At 40.4% G+C, this 20,830-nt stretch carries 14 protein-coding genes and 4 pseudogenes; 13 read left to right on the top strand and 5 right to left on the bottom strand.

The annotated features are described in order from the left end of the window. Positions 1-36: 36 nt before the first annotated feature. A complete protein-coding gene (locus ACU70B_RS09520; protein ID WP_447183311.1) occupies positions 37-597 on the bottom strand; it encodes a PadR family transcriptional regulator in 561 nt (186 codons plus the stop codon). Between the two features lie 191 nt (positions 598-788). Next, complete coding sequence (locus ACU70B_RS09515; RefSeq protein ID WP_447183310.1) at positions 789-1,046, bottom strand: type II toxin-antitoxin system RelB/DinJ family antitoxin; 258 nt, start codon at positions 1,044-1,046, stop codon at positions 789-791. Between the two features lie 255 nt (positions 1,047-1,301). Here ACU70B_RS09515 and ACU70B_RS09510 point away from each other — a divergent pair. From ACU70B_RS09510 to ACU70B_RS09500, 3 genes and pseudogenes are all read left to right on the top strand, one after another. After that, a pseudogene (locus ACU70B_RS09510) lies at positions 1,302-4,522 on the top strand (DEAD/DEAH box helicase). 185 nt (positions 4,523-4,707) lie between these two features. After that, positions 4,708-5,472, top strand: a complete 765-nt coding sequence (locus ACU70B_RS09505) for a HamA C-terminal domain-containing protein (RefSeq protein ID WP_447183309.1) — start codon at positions 4,708-4,710, stop codon at positions 5,470-5,472. Positions 5,473-5,848: 376 nt separating this feature from the next. Next, complete coding sequence (locus tag ACU70B_RS09500; RefSeq protein ID WP_447183308.1) at positions 5,849-8,188, top strand: DEAD/DEAH box helicase; 2,340 nt, start codon at positions 5,849-5,851, stop codon at positions 8,186-8,188. Positions 8,189-8,626: 438 nt separating this feature from the next. Here the strand turns inward: ACU70B_RS09500 and ACU70B_RS09495 are convergent. After that, a pseudogene (locus ACU70B_RS09495) lies at positions 8,627-9,801 on the bottom strand (IS3 family transposase). 530 nt (positions 9,802-10,331) lie between these two features. On the opposite strand from ACU70B_RS09495, the gene ltrA reads away from it, so the two are divergent. From ltrA to ACU70B_RS09445, 10 genes and pseudogenes are all read left to right on the top strand, one after another. Continuing rightward, positions 10,332-11,576 (top strand): group II intron reverse transcriptase/maturase, encoded by a 1,245-nt coding sequence (gene ltrA, locus ACU70B_RS09490; RefSeq protein ID WP_447183307.1) that lies wholly within the window; start codon positions 10,332-10,334, stop codon positions 11,574-11,576. A 137-nt stretch (positions 11,577-11,713) separates the two neighbouring features. After that, positions 11,714-12,109: a GNAT family N-acetyltransferase gene (locus ACU70B_RS09485; protein ID WP_447183306.1), complete on the top strand. Its 396-nt coding sequence runs from the start codon at positions 11,714-11,716 to the stop codon at positions 12,107-12,109. 115 nt (positions 12,110-12,224) lie between these two features. Next, positions 12,225-12,599 (top strand): UvrD-helicase domain-containing protein, encoded by a 375-nt coding sequence (locus ACU70B_RS09480; RefSeq protein WP_447183305.1) that lies wholly within the window; start codon positions 12,225-12,227, stop codon positions 12,597-12,599. A 155-nt stretch (positions 12,600-12,754) separates the two neighbouring features. Then, on the top strand, positions 12,755-13,612 hold the full coding sequence (locus tag ACU70B_RS09475; protein WP_447183304.1) for a 3'-5' exonuclease: 858 nt from the start codon (positions 12,755-12,757) through the stop codon (positions 13,610-13,612). Beyond that, positions 13,575-13,887 (top strand): annotated as a pseudogene (locus ACU70B_RS09470) (ATP-binding protein); the annotation flags it as partial. The gene ACU70B_RS09475 and the pseudogene ACU70B_RS09470, both read left to right, overlap by 38 nt. Before the next feature lie 337 nt (positions 13,888-14,224). Then, positions 14,225-14,824 (top strand): RNA polymerase sigma factor, encoded by a 600-nt coding sequence (locus ACU70B_RS09465; protein ID WP_447185745.1) that lies wholly within the window; start codon positions 14,225-14,227, stop codon positions 14,822-14,824. Further along, entirely contained in the window at positions 14,781-15,536 is a 756-nt protein-coding gene (locus ACU70B_RS09460) for a DUF4367 domain-containing protein (RefSeq protein WP_447183303.1), read from the top strand. Before ACU70B_RS09465 ends, ACU70B_RS09460 begins: the two co-directional genes overlap by 44 nt. Positions 15,537-15,831: 295 nt before the next feature. After that, positions 15,832-16,851: an ABC transporter permease gene (locus tag ACU70B_RS09455; RefSeq protein ID WP_447183302.1), complete on the top strand. Its 1,020-nt coding sequence runs from the start codon at positions 15,832-15,834 to the stop codon at positions 16,849-16,851. Positions 16,852-16,860: 9 nt separating this feature from the next. Then, positions 16,861-18,138, top strand: coding sequence for an ABC transporter permease family protein (locus tag ACU70B_RS09450; protein WP_447183301.1), 1,278 nt, complete (start codon positions 16,861-16,863; stop codon positions 18,136-18,138). Beyond that, complete coding sequence (locus ACU70B_RS09445; RefSeq protein WP_447183300.1) at positions 18,138-18,806, top strand: ABC transporter ATP-binding protein; 669 nt, start codon at positions 18,138-18,140, stop codon at positions 18,804-18,806. The genes ACU70B_RS09450 and ACU70B_RS09445 overlap by 1 nt, the downstream gene beginning before the upstream one ends. 21 nt (positions 18,807-18,827) lie before the next feature. Here ACU70B_RS09445 and ACU70B_RS09440 read toward each other — a convergent pair. Both ACU70B_RS09440 and ACU70B_RS09435 read right to left on the bottom strand, forming a co-directional pair. Next, positions 18,828-18,965 (bottom strand): annotated as a pseudogene (locus ACU70B_RS09440) (integrase core domain-containing protein); the annotation flags it as partial. A gap of 32 nt (positions 18,966-18,997) precedes the next feature. Further along, positions 18,998-20,671, bottom strand: a complete 1,674-nt coding sequence (locus ACU70B_RS09435; RefSeq protein WP_447183299.1) for a Na/Pi cotransporter family protein — start codon at positions 20,669-20,671, stop codon at positions 18,998-19,000. Positions 20,672-20,830: the final 159 nt, after the last annotated feature.

Below are 20,830 nucleotides of genomic sequence, written 5' to 3'. Positions count from 1 at the left end.
TGGTACAATGCTTTTGCTAAGAAGCTTCTGTTCAGTTTAAGATTCGTTTTTTATTTCCAATTTGATCTTTCTCAGCAGCTTTGCGTATTCCTGGCACTTAATCAGCTCCCAGTGATAGGTCCAGTCGATGGGCCGGAGGCGGGGGTCGTCCTCTGCCAATCCAGTTAAACGTAAAAATTGTACATAGTTTGTATCGAAAGTGTTCAGAAGCTGTTGTTTCAATTCATTGACATTTCGCAGCTGCGTATCAATTAAACCAATTCTCTCGTCTTTGCTCAAGATTCCGGAAAAAAAGAGCTGCATTAAAAACAAATCGCGGGAGATGAAATCATCAATGGTATTTTGCTGTATTAGTTTTAGATTCTCTTCCCTCCCTCTGTCCGTGATTGCGTAAACCTTCCGGTCAACGGTTTCTCCCTTTTTCTGCTCCTTGAGCTCGACCAGCCCTTCCTTTACGAGTTTTTTCAGCGTTCGGTAAATCTGCGTCTGATCTGCCGGCCAGAAGTAAGCGGTGGACATATCGAACAGCTTTTTCATATCGTAACCGGAAAGAGGCTTCATTGACAAAAAACCTAACATTCCATTTTCCAGTGACACCCTGTAAATCGCTCCATTCAATATAGGATTTGTAGTATATTTCGATTATATAGAAACATAACTTTTTTTGTCAATTCTCGGTACTTGTTTAGCGGTTTGATTACAATTAATTGCCTATTAATTATTGACAAAGGAGACCGTTACACAAAGAAGCATAAGCGCGAGGAATTAGGTTGGAGTACTACCGGTCTTCATGTCAGCTTATTTTGCAGTGGTTCAAATGTTTTACTCATATTTATATTGTTATTGACATCATCAATCGCAGCCAGAGTTTCAGCGTTTGGTTTTTCAATGCGGAGTTCAAAAGGAATGCCGCCATAGCGCACGCAATAACGTAGGAAAATATTCATTGCCGTTGACATATTTAGCCCAAGCTCGGCAAATATGGCCTCAGCCCTGCGTTTTAATTCCTCGTCGACACGAATGTTTAAGTTGGTTGTATTAGCCATTGTATCAACTCCTTTCTAACCTTGATCGTAAAGCATTATATACAATCAATAAAAAAAAATACTTAATTTGCTTTACGACGTCATTACGAATTAAGGTTTTTTTACAGTGTGGCGAAAATGGGGAGTAGTGGTATAATTTGTATTGGTAATAGATAGTGATATCGACGTTGCAGGTATATCTGTCTTTGAAGGAAGCTGAGGACAGAGCATAAATATTAGATCAGACCCATTTGTCATAATTGGGAGTAATAAATTATGTTATCTTTCGGTCTGTACGAACAAGTCATAAATAACATTATGCAGCAGCACTTGGATCAGATCAGCAACGAAATGACCATGGTGCAGACCGGCACGATTGATTCAGCTGAGTCGTCCAAGATTTTGTCTGTTTACCTGGCATTAGTTATAAGAGATGTTTTGGACTATATAGAAGGCGAAAATGGAGCCTTGGATAATCGCATAGCGCTGTGCAACAATTTGATCGAATATATCGCCGCTGCCATCGAAAAAGGTGAATCAGGCTTTAAACCCAGCTGCCAATTGGCTGATTTGGTCAGAGATAAAATCATACATAAAGACGCGAAATTATTATTAGCCCTGGTTGATAAAAAAGGCACCAAAATGGCTCTTACCCCGCAAAAGGCCACGCTCATTCGTCCCGATACCTCAATTGCCGAAAATTCGCTGTTTACCGGGGCCATTCATGAACCCAGCATGGTTTCAGAATTAAAAAAGGAAATCAGGACCTGTAATCGGATAGAACTTTTAGTCTCGTTTATTAAATGGAGCGGATTGCGGCTGATTTTCAATGAACTCCAGGAATTCACCTCCCATGGCGGAAGCTTACGGGTTATTACCACCTCTTATATGGGTGCTACCGATTTCAAAGCCATTGAAAAGCTCTCCAGCTTGCCTAATACAGAAATTCGTATTTCCTATGATACCGAAAGAACCCGCCTGCATGCCAAAACCTATGTGTTTTGGCGGGATACCGGATTCAGCTGCGCTTACATCGGGTCTTCCAATATATCTGAATCGGCTATGACCAGCGGATTGGAATGGAATATTAAACTCAGTGAATACGATTCCCAGGATATATTAAAGAAAGTTCAGGCCACCTTTGAGTCATACTGGAACAGCCATGAATTTGTCAAATTCATCCCGGAATTGGATGCGGATAAGCTGCGCCGGGCTCTTAAATCGGAGCGCTATAATGCCGGTGATGAGGAGCACAAATTTGCCTTCAGATTTGATATTACCCCCTATTACTTTCAACAAGAAATATTGGACCAACTTAAAGCGGAAAGAGAGATTCATAATTCCTATAAAAATCTGGTGGCAGCGGCTACCGGTACCGGGAAAACGGTGGTGGCAGCTTTTGATTATAAAAGGTTCGTGCAGGAGAATCCCGGCAAGCTTAACCGGTTGCTGTTTGTAGCCCACCGGAAAGAAATATTGCAGCAAAGCCGCGACTGCTTCCGGGCCATACTGAAGGACTATAACTTCGGTTCACTGATGGTGGGAGGCAGCAGTCCGGAAAGTCTGGACCACCTCTTCGTATCCATTCAATCACTCAATTCCAGGGATCTTACCTCAATAACCAACCCGGATCATTATGATTTTATTATTATTGATGAATTCCATCATGCCGCTGCTCCGTCTTACGAGGAATTGCTTACATACTATCAGCCCCGTATATTGCTGGGCTTGACGGCGACCCCTGAGCGGCCTGATGGCAAGAACGTTTTCCAATATTTCAATGGACGCATCTCCGCCGAACTGCGGCTGAATGAGGCCATAGAGCGTAAACTGCTCAGCCCGTTTCACTATTTTTGTGTAACTGATACGGTGAGTTTGAAAAATGTACAATGGACAGCCGGCAAATATGATCAAAAACAACTGGACAATTTATATGTCTTCGAGTCCGCCCCGGCCCAGCGCCGGGTTGGCAACATAATTCAAGCTATCGATAATTATTGCTCAGACAAATCGGATATTATTGGCTTGGGATTTTGCGTTTCCAAGGACCATGCCTGCTATATGGCCGATAGCTTTAACCAGGCGGGAATAGCATCAGAATACCTGGTGGCAGAATCAGAAGAATCAGTACGCAGTACGGTAAAACAAAGGCTGGTTAACAAAGAAATAAAATTCATTTTTGTTGTTGATCTTTATAATGAAGGCGTAGACATTCCTGAGATAAATACAGTCCTATTCTTACGGCCCACAGAAAGTTTAACCGTATTCATTCAGCAACTGGGTCGAGGCTTAAGGCTGTGTGAAGGGAAAGAAGCCCTTACTGTGCTTGATTTTGTAGGCCAGGCCCATAGAAAGTTCAATTTTGAGGAACGGTTCAGGGCACTCCTGGCACGAACCCGGAGAACGGTGGAGTATGAGATAGAACACGGCTTCATTCATGTGCCCCGGGGATGCTCGATTCAAATGGAAAGACAAGCCCAGGAATATATATTGGAGAATATCAAAAACATCATTAACAACAAGCACAATATTAAACTGAAATTGAAAGATTACTTTGAAATACATAAAAAGATAGATACTCAAGAATTTTTCGAAGACTACCATGTCCAGCCCAAAGATATATATTCCAGACATTTCACTTTAAGCTCGCTGGCAGCAGAGGCAGGTTTGGTTGATAAAAATTCAGCCGATGATCAGAATGAACGGATGTTAGCCAGCGCTTTTCTGCGTTTGTCCAGCGCCAATTCCCGCCGCTGGATCACATTCTTATTGGACGTATTACCCAGAATCAAATCGAACCATGGCTATATTGCGGATGAATTATCCGGTATTGAACGAACCATGCTTACAATGTTCCATTATACGGTTTACGGCAAAGGACTGGATGATTTGGCAATACCTTTTCAAGCATAGAAGAAGCCATCTACAATGCCATAAAAAGCGACCTGGTCTACAACGAGTTAATAGGTTTACTGCAGTATCAGTATGAATGGATTGAAATCGTGGATAAACCGTTGGATTTAGATTTTGCATGCCCTCTGGACTTGTATTGCAAATATACCCTGGACCAGATACTGGTTGCCTTAGGGCGGCATACGCAAAGTAAACGAAAACATTTCCAGGAAGGGGTATTATATCTGCCGGATAAGGGGGTGGATGTGTTTTTCGTTACTCTGAATAAATCTGATAAAGACTACTCGCCATCGACTATGTATCGGGATTATGCCATCAATGAGGAAAAGTTCCACTGGCAATCACAGAGCATAACCAGTGTAGAATCAACCACCGGGCAGAGATACATTAATCAACAACAAAACGGAAACCGAGTACTAATTTTCGTGAGGGATTATAAGAAGGAGGGACAGGCAGCTGTTCCCTATACATGTATTGGTTTAGCTGATTACGCAAGCCATTACGGCTCTTCTCCTATAAGTATTGTTTGGAAAATGCACGAACCCATGCCGGGATTTGTGTTGAAGGAGGCAGTTACGGTGTAAGTGCGACAATATTTTAGTTAGATGCTGAAAATTGGGATTATATGCAGGAGTAGAAGGATTTGACATAGAATTCATACAAAAACTGCCAGTTTGTATTGAAAATAGCTTCGCAGCGGTTGGACTATTTGAAATAGAACGGAATGTTATGTCTATAAATAATCTCAAATCGTATTTAGGAGACTTATATGATGACCAAAGAAGAAATCGCAAAAAGACTAATTGATAATGATTCGCTGTTTAATAAAATTCATGTTATACAGCAGAGCTTTGATATTCTACCTGCTGACAAAGAACATCTCGGCGCCTGCATAAAATATCAAGACTTAGCCGAAATGCGCGATGAGTTCATTAATGAATTAGTTGACTCTGTACTGGATTGGGTTTATAGCTCTGAAAAATATAAAGAAATGATTGATACCATAACAGTAAAAGGTAAAAGCGTAGCTGCGGCAAATTCAGAGCTCAAAAGAAAAGCTCACCAGAAATTCAGAACGGGTGACGGTTCCAAATTACTTATTCAGGGGCAGCTAGGCGAGCTGCTGCTATTTCACTTTATTCAAAGATACTTTAAAGCGATACCCATTTTGCGCAAAATGCCAATTCTCACCTCGCCTGAACATGAGCGCTTTGGGGCTGATGCTATTCATTACAAAATCGACGAGGACAAAAATATTATTATTCTGGGTGAGGCAAAAACATACATAAGCGACTATAAATTTAATACTGCTTTTGAAAAAGCCTTGGATAGCATTTTGGATACATATAAAAAACATAAGAAAGAAATGAATCTTTATGTACATGAAGACTTCCTTGATGCTGCGATGGATAGAGTTGCAGAATCTTACTTAAACGGAACAATGGAAAATGTTGAAGTTCATCTAGTCAGTATCATAACATATAGCGAAACTGAGAAAATCAATATTACAAATCAGGTAAATATATTAGCGTAAATAGAAGAAATCATAAAAGACCGTTATCGCAACTTTGATAACAATAAAATAGACATAACAAACAATCCGATATTAAATCGTATCACCTATATTGCTTTCCCCGTGTGGGATTTAGATCAGTTAGCACAAGCATTTCAAGAATTAATATAGGATTAGGAAAAATCAGAGGTTTATTTATATGAAGGAGCTTATGGATTCTGTTTTGAACAGATGGCTTGAAATTGAATACTATGCTATCGCGAACAAAGCTAAATTTATTTCATATTCGGCCAAGGTAGATTATGAACTTGTTATGGATACAGTTCGTTGCTTAGACTATATAACGGCGATGGAGAAGGATAAGCATTAAAATTACGTTATAACAGTCATCGCGCTTATGTGGGAACACATAGATAAAACTAAGTATGATATTAAGAACTTTGTATTAAAGATTCTGACTCGTATAGGCTATCCAACTTCCGCCATAATAATTGACGAAAAATTTTCACAAAGTGGCGGCAAGTTTTTTAGACCAAATAGCATTCTGGATATGCTCACCTTAACACTGAATCAACAGCGAAATGAAGTCGTAATAAACGAACATAGTTTTTTACTAACTGATTTCCAAAAAGAAATATGGGACGCAATGGATACAAACAAGCTTATGGGCATTTCTGCGCCCACCTCTGCAGGAAAATCTTTTGTATTGTTGCTGAAAATAATATCTCGCTTAGTCAGCGACGAACTTGATATTGTATACATCGTTCCCACCCTGAGTCTGCTCAATCAGGTAACTGAAGATTATAATAAAATGTTAAAAACGCTTAGTATTACTAACTGCAAAATAGTAAATAGCTTTATTCCTAACAGCAAAGCAGATTCTTCAACTATCTATGTTCTTACTCAAGAAAAGGCACTTAGTGTTTTCTCAAATGAAGAGCCTGTGTTTTCAAAAAAGCTAATACTTATTGCTGATGAAATTCAAAATATCGAACGGATCCAACATTCTACGGATTTGCGCGCAAAGATATTATATGACACCTTAATTGAGTTCCGGCAAAAGGATAATATCGAACAAGTAATTATATCAGGACCAAGAATTGATGATATTGATAATCTTGGACAAAAAATCTTTGGTAAAGCTACTCTCGAATTAAGAACACCTGTCAGTCCCGTGCTAAATTTGACCTATAGCATCAAAAAAGAGAAAGAGAAATACTATTTAAAGCAGTATTGCACCCAAAGGTTTGGAGCATTCTCCAAAGAAATTACTAACACAACATATATAGCAGGGTATGGGAAAAAGCGTTATACCGATGAGTATATGGGGTATTTAAAGACCTTAATTGAGAATATTGGTTCCGGGGATCAAAACATAATATTTGCACCTACATCAAATACTGCAAAAGACATAGCGATAGCTATTTCGAATGAAAATACAGAATCGAAAGGCCCCTTAGAGGATTTAATCAATTATTACGCAGATACAATTAATCCAAACTACGCAATGTGTACTACTCTTCAAAGCGGTGTTGGATATCATCATGGAAAACTTCCGATGCATGTGCGGCGCACACTCGAAAAAGCTATTTCCGAAAAAAAGATAAGAAATGTTGTGTGTACTACAACGTTGATGCAGGGTGTCAACATGCCAGCGCAAAATGTTATAGTGCGAAACCCTCATTTATATATAAAAAAATTGAGCGATTCAGCAGAGTTGTCTTCATATGAGATGGCAAACTTACGCGGACGTGCCGGAAGGCTATTAAAAGATTTTGTTGGCCGCACATTTGTGCTAGATGAAAGTGGCTTTGAGGGGCTCGAAGAATACGACCAAATGGATTTGTTTGAAGATACCACGTTAGAAATACCTGCTGGATACGGCGAAAAGTATGAAGAGTTCAAAGAAGCCATCCATGATGCAATAGAAAATAATAGATTTGTTGATTTTGATATGCAAAAGTATGGGTATTTGGTATCGTATATTCGTCAAACCGTATTGCGTTACGGCGATTCAGCAAAGGAAAAAATGAATCAAGTAGGTATTATTCTTTCTAAGGAACAAGTTGCTGCTATTATATATAAACTGAATGCAATAAATGTACCCAAGGATGTCTGCTATAAGAATCGTTATTGGGATCCTCTGGTATTAAATACGATTTATAACGAACTAAATATCAAGAAATTGCCAAACATCCCGATAGAACGAGGGGCGAAAGCAAGGCTTGATGATATGCTAAAGTTCTTGCGCGACAATGAATCCACAAATTCTATGTACACTCGTTATATTCCTGAATTATATCGTGATGGTCGCGGTAGGTCTGCTCTATGCCGTGCTTGCATGGATTGGTCATGCGAAAAACCCTTATCAGAAATCCTCAGCGGTGACAAATATATTGGTGATGATGCAACAGAAAAAATCGATGATACGATAGACTTATTACAGAAGTACGTATCTTTCAATGTGCCGCTCTTATTAAAGCCTATATTCGATATGTTTAATCCTGAAAGCGTCTTTCTTCTTTGTATGCAAACCGGGGCATATAAACCGTTTACAAGAAGAATGATTGAGATTGGAATACCCAGAGAGACTGCGATTTTTCTCAATTCTCATTTATTCAGTAAAAGCGATATACAAGATGTTAATGAAATTGAAAACGAGATTAGGACCGTAATATCTAAAAATTATGATAGCCTACCGTATTGGATACAGGTACAATTAGATTTTATGGTTTAGCATAAGATTTTTACTTCAACGCGCTGATCCGGTTAATTTAATTAGGTATTGTACATAACCTTATACATTATCCATCACATGGGTTACTGGATAAGCTTCTCATTTGGCTAAGTGTGTCCTGAAAATCCGACTGTGCAAAGGAAAGAATGGTGTTACAGTCGGACATGCTTTGTAAGAGATGAGGGTAGGCCCCTAGGAACCGGCATGCAGGTGCAGGTTTCAAACCACCATTGGGTGCTGCAACCAAAAGTTGTGGTGCTGAGCGCGTATGAAAAAGGCTGTGATAGCAGTCAGGTGTGTATCGTGAAGCTGAACGAAAGTGAATAGCCCGTGAAGTGTTTACACCGGCCTCAGAAAGCCACGGTTCCGGGCAACAGTGAGCCATAGTGAACTGGACCCCAAAATTTAGACAAAATGTCGCAGATAATTTCAGCTATATTAAGCAGCTGCCAGTAACAACCTATATTCTATAGGACTCATATAGTTAAGCTTTTTCTTTATTCTCTTATGATTATAGTATTCCAGGTACGCATGCAGTTCCTGGACAAAATGATCAACAGACTCAAATTCCTGATTATATAATAATTCCGATTTCAAATGGCCAAAGAAGTTTTCCATTACGGCATTATCTAAACATGTGGCCTTACGCGACATGCTCTGGCGGATTCCTTTTTCTTTCAAAGCTTGATGGTATGCTGCCATACGGTACTGCCAACCTTGATCCGAATGCAGTATTAGGTCTGTATTGTCTGGTATCTTTTTAAAAGCCTGATCTAACATTGCCATCACCTGTGAAAATCGTGGATGGTTTGAAATATTATAGCTGATGATTTCTCCATTATATAGATCTAATATAGGGGACAAATAAATCTTCTGGCCAAACAGATGAAATTCTGTGATGTCTGTAGCCCACTTCTCATTAGGCTTTATTGCTATAAATTCGCGGTTTAAAAGGTTAGGAGCAACTTTTCCAACCTCGCCTCGATATGAGTTATATTTCTTGATTCTTACATAGCAATACAGGTTCAGCTCTTTCATCAGTCTCTGTACGGTTTTATGATTTATAATCAGCCCTTGTTTCTTTAACGCTGCAGTTATCCTACGGTATCCGTAACGACCTTTATTATCTGTGAATACCTGACTTATTACAGGACGAATCGAGGCATACTTATCAGGTTTACTTTGATTCTTAATGTGATAGTAATATGTGCTTCTGGGAATGCCAGCTATTTTTATCAGCTCAGTGACTTTGAATTTATGCCTTAGCTCGTGCACTATTTGAGCTTTGTCCTTATTTGTGACTTTTCCTTCTTCCGGACTAAGGCGTTTAATTTTTTTAAGTACGCATTCTCCATTCGCAACTTATTCAGTTCATCACGAACTTCATTAGGTAATGATGATTCGTCCACTTTTGAATGCCGTGGTTTTCTTGTTTCTACAGGGGCTGTATGATCTATGCTCAGACTGGTTGACGACTTATCAATCAACGCATGTTTATGTTTGTTATCACCGTTGTAAAGATAATCCTTGCCTTTTTCCAGATACAATTTTATCCATGTTTGTACCATCTTATGAGTTACGGCATATTTCCGGGCAGTCTCTCTAAGCCCCATATGATTGACTAAAACTTCTTCTACTGCGCTACACTTAAAGTCCCCTGAATAATGTTTGAGTTTTTGTCCCTTTACCCCAATTTTAGCACCCCTTTCATGATTGAAATGATTATATCATAGTGTCTAATAATTGGGGTGCATTTCAACGGGTGGCTCTCAACTACCGGACGCATGGCTCTCGACGACTGGAGTATTCAGTGAAGCGTCGTTAATGGGTTTGTTGCAGTCAAAACCAGATGATTTAGCCACAACTGGGACAAAGTCCGGCGGGTGCCTGTTTATTGGCCGGATGGCTGTCGGCGTAAAGGCTACAGGAGCACGATATAGGCTCTTATAAGGAACAGGAGAAAACTGAACCTTGATGATAAGCGAAAAATCCAAGCGCTGACACGACAAGGATGAAAGTAGCGATGCAAGGTTTAGTCTCGGAAGAATTCATAGTAGTGAGGAAACTGCTGTAATGGCAGTGGAGCGAAGGGATTCTGTTATCTGCACTTCGGAAATTAAACAACCAGAAATGGGAGGATTTAATGAAAGAAGGAAAGCCGTTTGAGATTTCAAAACATCAGGTAATGAAAGCGTACAGACGCCTAAAAGCGAAACATGGCGCGGGTGGAACTGATGGAGTAGATTTCACCGAATTTGAGAAAGACTTGAAAAACAACCTATACAAAATATGGAACAGGATGTCATCGGGATGCTATTTTCCCGCTGCAGTCAGAGGAGTGGAGATTCCGAAAAAGGATGGTAAGAAAAGATTACTCGGAATCCCAACCATCAGTGACAGGGTTGCCCAGATGGTGGTGCGAATGAACTTCGAACCACAGGTGGAGCCAATATTCTGTGATGATTCTTATGGATACAGGCCGAATCGGTCTGCACTGGATGCAGTGGGGGTAGCTCGTAAGCGGTGTTGGGAAATGCCGTGCGTCATTGATTTGGACATCAAAGGTCTATTTGACAACATTGACCATGAACTGATGATGAAAGCAGTACGTAAACATACTGACAGCAAATGGGTAGCTCTGTATATTGAAAGGTTTCTGAAAGCACCAATTGCTATGCCGGATGGAACCGTTCAGGAACGGAATGCCGGAACGCCACAAGGAGGAGTAATCAGCCCGGTACTAGCAAATCTGTTTATGCATTATGCATTTGATTGGTGGATGAAACGAAACCATCGGCAAAACCCTTGGGAAAGATATGCAGACGATGCTGTAATTCATTGCCGGACTGAGGAAGAAGCAAAGACACTGCTGATGCAGCTCAATAAACGCATGGCAGAATGCAAGCTAGAATTACATCATGAGAAAACGAAAATTGTATATTGTAGAAGTGATGTAAATCCAGGGCATTATGAACATGAGTCTTTTGACTTTCTTGGATACATTTTTCGGCGGCGTATTGTGAAGAGCAAATATGGTAACTTTTTCAATGGCTTTACACCGGCAGTTAGCAAAGGCGCAAGCCAACATCTGCGAGACAGTATCAGAGAGATACGTAGAAACCACAAAACTGCTTCGCTTGAAGAGCTGGTTGAGCGGATGAACCCTGTTCTTAGAGGTTGGATGAATTATTTCTGCAAGTACAGTGCAGGTGAGGCAAGAAATGTGCTCAACTATGTAAATCTCACACTGATCCAGTGTATTAGGTATAAATACAAATCGACAGGCAGAAAGCATTTGAAGTTTCATAAATTACTTGGTCGCATTTGTAAGGAGCAACCTAACCTTTTTTACCACTGGCAGATGGGGCTTCGCCCATCGGTTGGATAACAAGAGCCGTTGACGCGAGAGTGTCACGTACGGTTCTGTGAGAAGCTCAGGGCGAAATTCCCTGGGTTTACTCGACTAACATGAAGCCCGGATATAAGTCATTGAATACTAATTATTATATTAGGCGGTGTTAAAATATGCAGAAAATTCACTATAGAACAAACGATAATGAACTTGATACTGCTGTTTTTATAAATATGGCAAATCAAGTATGGGCGGGCAATTATCATCAACAATATACGAAAGAAGCATTGGAAAAGACAATAAATACAACCGCTTGGGATAATGAAAAATTGGTAGGTTGTGTCAGAGTATTAACTGATGGCTATTTCTTTGGTACTATAACAGAACTTCTTGTTTTACCTGAATATCAAAAGCAAGGGATCGGAGAAAAACTAATGTCACTTGCATTTGAAACATCGCCAACTTCTTTGTTTTTTGGAGCGCAGCCGGAAGCCATAGCTTTTTATGAAAAAATCGGTTATGAAAAATCACTCCAATCGTTTAGTAAAAAGAAACCGCGAAAAAAATAATTTTCGCAGTATGAGCATACTGGGTATTTCAAAAATAACAACTTGAGCGTCACATTATCCATAAAACTAGACGCTTAACCTCTAGATACATACATTTCCCCCGGAGGTGAACACCTTGCAGTTAAACCAGGAACAAAAGCGGATTATTAATGCCAAACCGAATGGCCATACCTTATTAAAAGGCGTGGCTGGTTCAGGGAAAACAACCATAGCTGTTACCCGCCTGCCTTTTTTATTACATAATTACTGCTTTGACGTAGATGACCGGATATTGCTGGTTACCTACAATAAGACCCTGGTCAATTATTTCAAGTATCTGTACAGCAAGGTTGAGGAAGAAAGCCAGATAGGTTTTGAAAGTCTTTTTCAAACTGATGGTGAGAAGATAGATATCACCACGATGGACAGTCTGATGCATAAGTATTTTGCGAGATACAAGAAGAGAACCGGCTGTAAATATGAAATAACAATAATAAAAAATATGATGTAATGGATCAGTGCCTAGCGGAAATGCAAAAGATTTATCCGGCGGTAAACCTGATCGATCAGAAGAACAAACAGTTTCTATTGGATGAGATCGATTGGATTAAAGCCTGCAATTATATGGAACCGGAAGAATACTAAAATGCCGACCGGGTTGGGAGAATGAGAAACAACGTCCCGGAGGGGCGGCAGGCGCTGCCAAAGAATTCTCCCAAACGGGAGGCAATTTTTGCTGTTATGCAAAATTATACTGAACGCATGAAGAGGCTGGGATATATTGATTTTAAAGACATGGCCTTAATGGCTTTGGAAGAGGTCAGGCTGGGTGTGGACCAGCAGTATACTCACATTCTGTTGGATGAAAGTCAGGATTTGACCAGAGTCCAGCTGGAATTCCTGAAGTTGTTGTACAATGGCAAAGACTATTCCAGTTTATTGTTTATCGCGGATACTGCCCAGAGTATTTATTCGCATTCCTGGCTGACCAAGGGAAGAAGTTTTGCCAGCATTGGTTTTGATATGACCGGCAAAAGCAATATTCTGGCCAAGAACTATCGGACAACCACTCAGATTGCCCAGGCGTCCTACAGCCTGATAGAAAATGACCTGGAGATTGTGGGAGACGAAAACTATGTAACCCCTTCCCTGATAGACAAACCGGGGGCTTATCCTGTATATAGATGCTTTTCCAATATGCAGGATGAGGCCAGGTACTTTGTTCGTGAGATCAAAGATAATCTGTTGCGGCAATACAAATTACAGGATATTGCGGTAATAAGTAAAAACAAGAATCAGCAGGAAATCATGAAGGATGCCCTTGAAGCAGCCGGAATTCCCTGTGTAAAGGTTGACCGCGATAATGCTGATTTTATGGATGAATCGATCAAACTACTAACCATGCATTCGGTCAAGGGTTTGGAATTCAAGGTGGTAATAATCATCGGCCTTAATGATGGGATTATTCCGTATGTTTCTTTCAACGGAAGATATCCACAAAAAAATATTAAGTCAATATCGTAAAGTAAATCTTCTAATTCTGGATGAATGGATGCTGGTAAATAGAAGCCAGGGATTTACTTGAAATCATCCATGCCAGACATAAAAAAGCATCAATAATTGCTCCTAATTCTCTCCTGCCGGATGGCACGCAAAGATTGGAGAAGCAACCCTGTCAGACTATCCTGGACAGGATCGTCCGTGACTCTTACACCATAGAAATACGCAGTGATGGTTCTGATCGTTCTATGCGGGAAGTGTATGGAATTTATAAAGAACATGTATATATTCTGGTATAATTTACAGCCGGAATGTTTGTAACATTTCTCCGGACGGGCTGTAACCACCCGTCCGGAACAGGTGAGTTTTTTAATCGGTATATGCACAGTTCATTGTCAATCATCCCTGAACACCTTGTTTTTGTGTTCAGGTTATTTTCTCACCTTTTTTGAGGCCTCATATGTGTGAAGTTTTTTACGCTTACTTTTTGTGGAACCTATTCCACTGATTAAGCAAATAGTACGGATGCCTGGTAAAAATAAAGCTAATTTATAAATTGTGGATATAAATACATAATTTTGCCTGAATTGGTTTGAATGCCTGTATAATTATAACCAAGAGGTGATTTGAGTGCTCATGATGGCAATCGCTGCAATAGAAAGCGATGATGATAAGGCCTTTATGTTGAATTTATATACAGACTACTATGGTCTGGTGCGAAAGAATATTTACAATATAACTCATGATGTGGATCAAATAGAAGACCTGGTTAACGATACTTTCATAAAACTAATAGAAAAAATATCTTTAATTCGAAATATGGACAGTTGCAGTACAGCAGCTTATGTTGTCTATACTTCCAGGAGTGTGGCGATTGACTATATAAAACATAGAAATGTTGAGAAAAGGCATGTTTATTCGGGAGGCGAATTAGATTTGGCGGAAACCCTCCAAGATGTTAAAGATGACATGGAATACAGTATTATTCGTCAGGAAGAAATTAATGAAATGGGGAAGGCTGTATCAAGGCTTCCGGCAAAACATAAATACCTGTTGTATTTTAAATATATGTTGGAAATGAGTGACAGGGATATAGCGGGAGTATTAAATATAGCTCCGAACAGTGTCCGCCAGTATCTGACCAGAGCCCGGAGAGAAGCCAGAAAGCTAATAGACAAGGAGATGAATATATATGCCGAACAACAGTCCGGAACAAATACAGAAAAAGCTTTATGAGGAATATGAAGATAGTCTGTTCAAATTAGTCATGCACAATGCAGCAGCAAAAGAAGGCCAACTTTTCCTGGAGGAAAAAGCCAAGCTCAAAAATGATCTAGAGTTTCAGCCATCCCCGGCAGCGGTACGTAATTTCAGGCATCAATTGGATATTCATCTAAAAAAGCAACAGGCTTATGCCAGAAAGCAACGCATCTTAAATACAATTAACAGAGTTGCAGTTGCTATGGTGATTATGCTGGTTTTATTAGGTTCTGTCGTGATGACCGTAGAGGCTGTTAGAGTCAGGGTACTCAATTTTATAATGAATGTTGAACCGGAATATACGTCTTTTGAATTGAAAGGCAATGATAAAAGTGGAAGTGCTATTGTAGACTGGCATAAAGCTTATGTACCAACCTTCATACCGGCAGGATATGAAGTGAGTGGCGTATCCACTGGCCAGTTTGAAAAAAGCATAGAGTTTAAAAACAAGCAGGGCTTACTTATCACATACATGGAATTAAGTGAAAGCAGCAAGCCTCAGTTGGATACGGAAAACGCTTCCACTATTAAAACAATCAATATCAACGGATACGAAGGGAAGCTTATTGTGAAAGACTCGCTGGTTACCGTTATATGGCCAATGAATGACCATATGTACATAATTCGCGGACAGATTAAGGAAGAAACAGCGGTAAAGATAGCGGAAGGAGTAAAATATATAGATTAATTACAAGAAAAATTCAGAAAAAGTAGAAAAAATTGTTGCAGAAAACCTTCTTAGTCGTCTTTTATTTATGAAAGACATTTTAAGGAGGTTTTTTATATGAGAAAAATTATCTGCATGGGAATTCTTGTTCTAATGATCTTATTCTGTGCCGTTCCGGCTGAAGCCGCTGGCGGAGATGGGAATACAGGGCAACAAGGCGTATAAATTGGCAAGAATATCCAGTTGAAAAGAAGTGTTTCTATAAAAAAATTCGTCCGGGAGATTTTCTTAAGATTTAATGGGGAGGTAAATTTGAATGAGATTTAAAGCGTTGACGTTCGAAGAATACGCGATATTAGCACTTTTTGCAGCTGTTGCCTTTCTTTCGCTGGTTTTTGCCGGATATATATCGGATACTTACAATAAAGAGAAATTAAGCCAGGGATACTACGGTTCAAATACGGTTTATATTCAGGTCAATGACCCTTCTAAACAACTTGATCAAAAGTCCATATATGCGAGTATTAAGGATGCTATCATTTTCCAGGAATTGGCAGGGGAGCGAGTACGTGCTGTCTTTTTCCGCGGCAATATTGAGCCGCCGCCTTTATTAAAAGGAAGATTTTTCAAAGAAGCTGATTTTTTTTGTGGAAAGAAGCTTGTTGTTATAGGGAATGCCTATAATCCTATCATTACAGAACGCAAGGGGCATGATTATATTAAGATAAATCAGGAAAATTACGAAGTAATCGGGCATTGTGGAGGTAATGAAATAAGCAAGTTGGATTATATGCTAATGGTGAATGCGGATGCAATTGACCCAGGACATGGCGGCCTTTACGCAATCGATGGAAATTCCAAACAAAACATTGCTGCAGCAGTACAGTCTTTTAAAAATGAGGTGGGAAAAGCCGGCGGATCTTATTCAGTAATAGAACGTGAGCCTACGGGCATCAAGCGCCTTATGAAAAGTGAGCAGACCAATACACTGCTGTATTTCGTTCTTGTTTTGGTATTTATATTATCAAGTGTTGCGGTAAATTTATCGCTCTATGAAAAAAAGAAGCGGGAGATTGCGATACAGCGTCTGCTGGGGTTTAGTTCCAAGAATATTATTGGGCAAATACTGAGAGATTATACCTTCCTTGCACATGTCGGCTTTTTCTTAGGCCTTTTAGCTGCACTTTTTCTTGCCTCCTATAATAAAATACACTTATCTAGTCCGCTGGCAGTTGTAGCTTCCTATTTGGCGTTAATGATTTTTGGCTTGCTGCTGATTATCCTTCCAACTATACAAACTCTTCACAATCAAACTCGTGAATTATTATCTGAGTAAGGAGTATTTATGATGCGTGCTGAAATAATTGAGAGTATCAGGCAAAGTGCTTTTCTTGGCTTAATCATTATTTTGCTGACTGCAACTGGGTTGGTCTTTGCAGCGATTGGTACCCTTGGATTTAACCAGTTACATGGTCGGCTGCTTGATTTTTCTGCCAAATATAAAGCTGAGCATATATTTCATTTGTATGACCCGTTCAATTCGGAAAATATATTGCGCAGTTTCCGCAATGAAAGTGATGCGGAAGAAAGGCTGATGCGCTTTCATGAGCGATTAGAGAACAATCCCTATTTCCGATATCTGGATCTAAACTCGCAAAGCATTTACATACAGAATTATTCGGGACCCAAAAAGTTTATAAAAGGTTATGAAGATGGCAGGGCGGATCTGAATAAACCGGTTGATATCAGTGGAAATTTATACAGCTCAGTTAAAGGAATGCAGTTCAGTGAACTGGTGTTTACTACCTTTGAACCTTCCCTCCAATCAGGACGTTATTTTCTATCCTCAGAGTACAATTATCGGGAGGATCAGCCCATACCGCTGATTCTTGGCTCTGAATACCAAGAAATATATTCTTTGGGTGACCAATTAAATATCTATTTTTTAGGCCTTCATAGCCGGGCCAGAGTGGTTGGTTTTTTTAATAAAGACAGTTACGTATTTTTGAATGGCGATATTTGTTACCTGAACCGTCAGATGGTTATGCCCAGTCTTGAGTTTGTTTATCCGGCTCTGGGGACGCCAATACCCGATTATTTATTTGCTTTTTATCATGTGAAAACTTCTGGCTACGTTATGAGCAAGGATCTCAATGCAGATGAAGTGCAAGTTCTGATAAACCAGTTTTGTAAGGAATGTCGCCTCACCGGATGGCAGATTGAAGGTACCCATGTCAACAATTTGGATATTCTTAATCTTGAAAGTCAGGCGTTTTTTATTTCTTTCCTGATCATTAGTGTGGTTGTTTTTCTTTTTACTTTTATAAGTATAATGTTGTCGTTGTCCCTTAAAATTAAAAAAAACCTGCATACCTATGCAATACACCTTATTAGTGGTGCCACACCGGGCGATATTAAAAAAGCAATTGCCGCCGAGACTGCTTTTTACCTCATTATTGCTAATATTTTAGCGGCATCATTTGCTTACTTGAAATTCGCTTATATAGGATTTAATCCAACACCCCTGGCAATATCCATCATCATTGGGGTGTTGTCCTTAATTTACCCGTTTCATCAGATTAACCAGCTTAATATCAGTATGTATTTAAGGGGGAAAAGCTAATGTTAATTGAACTAAATGATATATATAAAAACTATGGACAGGGTGACAATCTGGTCAGAGCCTTGAGGGGCATTTCACTGCAGGTGGAAGATGGTGAGATGGTAGCAGTTATGGGCAAGAGCGGCTCTGGCAAATCCACACTGCTGAATATTATTGGCGGCTTGGACGCTTTTGATCAGGGGGAGTACTACTATAGCGGCCAAAAGGTAGTCTTTAAAAATCAGGAGCAAATGGCTCGGTTCCGTCATAACAAAATTGGTTTCATTATACAGAATTTTGCCCTGATAGAACACAAAACAGTTTTTGATAATGTTGCTCTTCCGCTTCGGTATAACCGCTTATCCCGCAAGGTCATTGAAACCAAGGTTATGCAGGAATTAAGCAATATGGGTTTACAGGATAAAGCCAAGCGTTATCCCTATCAACTCTCTGGCGGACAATGTCAGAGAGTCGCTATTGCCCGGGCATTAATCAATGAGCCGGATTTAATTTTGGCAGACGAGCCTACCGGTGCTTTGGACAGCAATACTGAAGAGGAGGTTATTAATATTCTGCTGGATTTTAACCGGCAAGGCAAAACCATGATTATTGTTACCCATGATCGCAATATTGCTGCCATGTGTAACCGTACCATTAACATTTTGGATGGCAAAGATGTATCGGCGTAGAGATAGGCAAAGGATGAAATTTCGCCATGACTCTATAATTCGCCTGGCCTCGCCAACATATCTGAACCAGTGCTGGTTTAAGCATTCATCGCGAAGCTTGCCATTAAAGCTTTCAACATAGCCGTTTTGTATGGGTTTACCGGGTTGAATGAACAACTGAGCCACCCGAGCGGTATAGTGCCCCCCCGTTGTCATTCTCCCTCCAGAACATACCCGGCAATATTGCTGCAGTGGTCACCGATGCGCTCCAGGTTGGCCAGCATATCCAGGAACACTGCTCCGTTACTGCCATTGCATAATCCTTCGTTCAACCTCCTGATGTGGGCTTTGCGATAAGTTGCCTGAAGTTTGTCTATCTTCTCTTCATGGACCAGCACCTGCCTGGCAACGGATTTGTCCTGCCTTTCCAGGGCTCTATAGGCCAGAAGGAGCGTATTATTAGTAACTTCCAAGATGTTGTCCATTTCCTGTCTGGCTTCACCGGAAAAGCTGACGTGATACAGGGTAGCATCGGTTGCCTGTTCGATTATATTTTCACAGTGATCCCCAATCCGCTCAATATCATTTAAAGATTGTAAAATTATATAAGCGTGATTGGACTCCTCTGTAGATAATTGTTTCTGGGAGGCCAGTACTACATAGTCGGTTATTTCCCTTTCCAACGCATTAATCGCATTTTCCAAATCCTTGGCTTTTTTCACCAGGGGTTCCTGGCGGGTATTAAAATATTCTATGGCATTAATGAACGCTTCCCGGGCCAGGTAACCCATGCGCAGGGTTTCTCTTTTAGCCTGGGAAAGGGCCACGGAAGGATTATTCAGGAGCCTGCGGTCGATATATTTAGGCCGGTAGGGGTCGTCAGCATCCTGTTCTTTGTCTGGAATCAGTTTGGTTACAATAAAGGCCAGCACAGCGACCATAGGCAAATGAATAAGGGTGTTGCTGATGTTGAAAACCGCATGGGTCTGGGCAATCTGCAGTTTAATGTTCAGGGTATCCCAGGTACCGGCAAAACCGGGGAGGAGCACAAACAAATAGTTGGTAAAGAGGACTACTATTTGTTTAAAGAAACCCATTAAGAAGAGGGGAAGAAAAATGATGGTTCCCACTAGATTGAATATAAAGTGGGTAAGAGCCGTCCTTCGGGCTGAAACACTGGCCCCGAGGGCGGCCAGCAGAGCCGTAATAGTAGTGCCGATATTATCTCCAAAGAGAATAGGAACCGCCTGGTTGTAGGTGACCGCGCCCTGATAAGCCAACTGCTGCAGGACGCCTATGGTAGCGCTGCTGCTTTGCACCAGGAAAGTAAAAAACATCCCTAACAATACACCGATTATCGAGTTGTTATCAATGCTGGTCATCAGGTCAACAAAGATAGGGAGGTCTTTTAAAGGCTGCATCCCATTCCCCATAACCGTTAAACCAAAGAAAAGGATGCCAAAACCAAACAGGGATTGCCCTATAACTTTAAATTTCTTGTTTTTGGCAAATAAAAAGACCAGTGCCCCCAAGCCCAGGATGGGTAGGGCGTAATCCTGTAAATTGAAGCCAATCAGATATGCGGTCAGGGTAGTACCTATGTTAGCCCCCATTATTACCCCGATGGCCTGGCGCAAGGTGAGAAGTTGGGCATTAACCAGACCTACTGTCAGTACGGTTGTGGCACTGCTGCTCTGGATTAAGGCCGTGACCAGAGCTCCGGTCAATACCCCCCGGACCGGACTCCTGGTTCCTTTTTCCAGTATAGTTCTCATCCGGTCACCGGCTGCTGATTGCAGACCGTCAGACATGAAGCGCAAACCGAACAGGAATAAACCTAAACCGCCTATAAATGAAAAAATTATTTCCGGTAAGGATATGTTCAAAAAAGATTACCTCCCATAATTACTGCCTTTAAATCTTATCTTTTGCTACCCTTCATATTGTATCAAATTCAACTAAATTCTTGGGTTAGTTTATTCTATAATTCCTCATGCAATCAATATTATAATTATCTGACAGCATGGGCGAACTGGTTCCAGACA

It is taken from the genome of Syntrophomonas curvata (assembly GCF_052976825.1).
This window is presented reverse-complemented; position numbering and strand designations above follow the sequence as displayed.